General features: G+C 54.8%; 3 protein-coding genes and 1 pseudogene. 2 read left to right on the top strand and 2 right to left on the bottom strand.

What is annotated here, in order from left to right:
• The first annotated feature begins 647 nt into the window (after window positions 1–647).
• Entirely contained in the window at window positions 648–2,459 is a 1,812-nt protein-coding gene (gene aspS / locus EST62_RS13260; RefSeq protein ID WP_129052533.1) for an aspartate--tRNA ligase, read from the top strand.
• 108 nt (window positions 2,460–2,567) lie between these two features.
• Here the strand turns inward: aspS and EST62_RS13255 are convergent, their stop codons facing one another.
• Together EST62_RS13255 and EST62_RS13250 are read right to left on the bottom strand one after the other, a co-directional pair.
• Window positions 2,568–2,852 (bottom strand): hypothetical protein, encoded by a 285-nt coding sequence (locus tag EST62_RS13255; protein ID WP_129052532.1) that lies wholly within the window; start codon window positions 2,850–2,852, stop codon window positions 2,568–2,570.
• 330 nt (window positions 2,853–3,182) lie between these two features.
• A pseudogene (locus EST62_RS13250) lies at window positions 3,183–3,400 on the bottom strand (zinc transporter ZupT); the annotation flags it as partial.
• Between the two features lie 11 nt (window positions 3,401–3,411).
• Here EST62_RS13250 and EST62_RS13600 point away from each other — a divergent pair.
• Entirely contained in the window at window positions 3,412–3,699 is a 288-nt protein-coding gene (locus tag EST62_RS13600) for a hypothetical protein (RefSeq protein ID WP_167599373.1), read from the top strand.
• Window positions 3,700–3,726 lie beyond the last annotated feature (27 nt).

Below are 3,726 nucleotides of genomic sequence, written 5' to 3'. Positions count from 1 at the left end.
GTCAAGGTCGAGAAATTGAGTATAAAAAGTTGCATTCACAGCAGCTCCAACTCTTCTAAATACCTCGAAGCTCTGCTTCGAGGATCCTTTATTAAACAACGGCTTCACTACTTGCGTCTAAAAATAATTTCTTATCAGCTATTAACACATCGGTGATCTCTCGTGGTCAATGACGCCATTATCGTCCATATAAAGCCGTCTCGGAAGGGGTACATAATAAGCTTGACAGCATGGCTTACATCGTCTATGTACGAAGAATACGCCTGATTTTCAAGTAAATACTTCGGATTGTTCCTGAAAAATTCGTTTTTCGAGCAGAGCGTGTCGCAAAGTTTTTTGCGAGTTAGACGCGGAATCGACCGGAACGGCAACCTTCGAGCTATGAGCGATGGGAGGGCCAGATAGCGGGGTTCGCCGGGGAGGCCGAGGGATAGGCGCGGGCGCAACCGAGGCCCGCTCTTTCCCAGCAAATCGATCCCTCGTCGCTTTTTCGCCGCGCCCCGATCCGGGGTTTTACAATTCGCGCAAAATTCCTGATATTCAGGGTCGTCTTTACTAACGTCGCGATCCGGCTGTGGCCGGGGGATCACAGGCATTTTTTCATCTCAGCCCCCAAGGGCTTTCAAAACGGTTTATACACGATTTATATGAGCAAGGAGCCAACAACGGCGGAGGGTTTGCAGAACAGGTTCAGAACGCACTATTGCGGTCTTCTCAACCGCAATTCGGAAGGGGAGTCGGTCAAGATTGGCGGCTGGGTGCACCGCATTCGCGACCACGGCGGCCTGATCTTCATCGATCTGCGCGATCACACCGGCATCTGCCAGCTTGTGATCCAGCCTGAAAATGGCGAACTCTTCAAGGTTGCCGAAGGGCTGCACTCCGAGTCGGTCATCTCCGCCGAAGGCGCGGTGGTGCTCCGATCCGACGAGACGGTCAATCCGCGCCTTGCGTCGGGCGCTATCGAGGTGGTCGTCTCCTCGATCACGATCGAAAGCATCGCCCATCCGCTGCCCTTCCCGGTGGCCGATTTCATGCCGACCTCGGAGGAGCTTCGCTTGAAGTACCGTTTCCTCGACCTGCGCCGCGAAAGGCTGCACGAGAATATCATCTTCCGCAGCAAGCTCACCGCCGCCGTGCGCAAATATCTGACCGACCTCGATTTCATCGAAATCCAGACGCCGATCCTCACCTCCAGCTCGCCCGAAGGCGCACGCGACTTCCTCGTGCCGAGCCGCCTGCATCCCGGCAAGTTCTACGCGCTGCCGCAGGCTCCGCAGCAGTTCAAGCAGCTTCTGATGGTCTCCGGCTTTCCGCGCTACTTCCAGATTGCGCCGTGTTTCCGCGACGAGGACGCCCGCGCCGACCGCAGCCCCGGCGAGTTCTACCAGATCGATATCGAGATGTCGTTCGTCGAGCAGGACGACCTCTTCGTCATTCTCGAAGGGATGTTCAAGCACCTGGTCGAAACGATGTCGCAGAAGCGCATCGCGCAGTTTCCGTTCCCGCGCATCAGCTACCGCGACGTCATGAACCGCTACGGCTCGGACAAGCCCGATCTGCGCATTCCGCTGGAAATACAGGATGTCACTGAACTGTTCGTCAACTCCGGCTTCAAGGTGTTCGCCTCGAACACCGCCGAGGGGTCGTGCGTCAAGGCGATGGTGCTGAAGGGCATGGGCAACGAGTCGCGCCTCTTCTACGACAAAGCCGAAAAACGCGCCCGCGAGCTGGGTTCGGCGGGTCTGGCCTACATCCAGTTCCGCGAGGAGGGTCCGAAAGGGCCGGTGGTCAAGTTCCTCAAGGAGGAGGAGATGGCGGCCCTGAAGGAGCAGCTCGGCGTCGAAACCGGCGACGTCATTTTCTTCGGCGCGGGCAAGTGGGAGAAGACCTGCAAGATCATGGGCGGGATGCGCTCCTGGTTCGCCGACGTGTTCCCGCTCGACCGTGACGAGCTGTCGTTTTGCTGGATCGTCGATTTTCCGATGTACGAGTACAACGAGGAGGACAAAAAGATCGACTTCTCGCACAACCCCTTCTCGATGCCGCAGGGCGAAATGGAGGTGCTCGAATCGAAATTCCCGCTCGACGTGCTGGCCTACCAGTACGACATCGTCTGCAACGGCATCGAACTCTCCAGCGGCGCGATCAGGAACCATCGCCCCGACATCATGTACAAGGCGTTCGAGATCGCCGGCTACCCGAAGGAGGAGGTTGACGCCCGTTTCGGCCACATGATCGAAGCTTTCAAGCACGGCGCTCCGCCGCACGGCGGCATCGCCCCCGGCCTCGACCGTCTGGTGATGATCCTGCGCGACGAGCAGAACATCCGCGAAGTGATCGCCTTCCCGATGAACCAGTCCGCCCAGGACCTCATGATGGCCGCCCCCTCGGAAGTCACCGCCCAGCAGCTCAAGGAGCTGCACATCAAGGTCGAGCTGCCCGAAGAGGAGGAGTGACGGCTGCGCGATCGGCAGCGTTCGGTTGACAATGAAAACTCCCGCAAGACGCAAGGTTTTGCGGGAGTTTTTTTGTTTTTTTACCAGCCTCTCAATCCGAGGAATAACTCAGTTCAGTGCCGGGTCGTATGCCACTTCGACGGTCACTGTTGAGTCGTACTTATGGATGCCGTCTGTAAAAGAGCTATAGTTTACAGATACGTTGATATTGGTTTCACCGATGTTTTCAATCTTCTGCCAATTGGATTTCGTTTCCCGATCTTCTACACTGACAACTCTTGTTCCAACCACTCGCCCGGGCACACCTCCAAAGTCAGTGAATGTATGGTGCTTTGTTCCACCATAGCCATCCCAACTACCATTGAATACAAATTCAAGTGTTTTTGTAGCCATTTTTTGGTACTTATTAAAAATGATTAGGAAAAAGAGTGAATGGAACCAAACGGTCTTACTGGCTTGAGGGTCACAGCTCGGCCCATTTTATTTGCCACTCACCGCATCAATTATAAAATGTTAAAAAACAGTAGCCTCACAAAACATGTCTAGTTGATCTACATGTAATATTTACAAAAAACACGTATGATTTTCAAGAGGTGTTCCAGGCTGAATAAATAGATTAGCGATTGGTGTTCGTCAGCATAGGTCATTGACCAAGGCAAAATCCAGAGGATTATCACGTTATTACTCTCCTTGCAAAACTATAAGGGCGGCACTCTTGCTCTTTCATGCAAAGAGCAACAGGCTCACGGCCATGACGAGCATTTCGCCGATCAGGTCGCCGATGGCGAGGTGGTGTTCGCCGTACTCTTCGGCGGTGGGGAGGAGTTCGTCGAGGGAGATATAGACCATGATTCCGGCAACGCTGGCGAAGACCAGGCCGAAGGCCAGGCGGGTAAGAGGGAGCGCAGCAGGAAAAAGCCGATGATGGCTCTGACCGGTTTTGTACGTCGCTATGTTTCTTGTAGCGATTAAATGGCGCTGCGGCATCGCAAAATCGAGACGGTCTGCCATCGCGGCAGGGAAGTGTCCGTTGAGCGTTTTCAGCAAGAGGCTTTCCCTTGCTGTGAGTATTTCCATTCAGGGGGAAGCGTTCAAAAAAGTCTTCGGCACGGTTCTCCTCAGCGGTGCGGATGCTTTTGAAGCGTCGCGCTCCTCGTGGCACAATGCCTTGGGCCTGACGCTTCCGGCGTCCAGCCTATTGGCGTTTGGTTCGGGATTATGGGGGGGGGGGGAGGTGTAATTCAAGTGCTGCGCCGTTGTGTCGAAT

It is taken from the genome of Chlorobaculum sp. 24CR (assembly GCF_004118635.1).
GTDB lineage: Bacteria > Bacteroidota > Chlorobiia > Chlorobiales > Chlorobiaceae > Chlorobaculum.
Note: the sequence above shows the minus strand (reverse complement) of the source record. Positions and strands in the feature narration are given on the sequence as shown.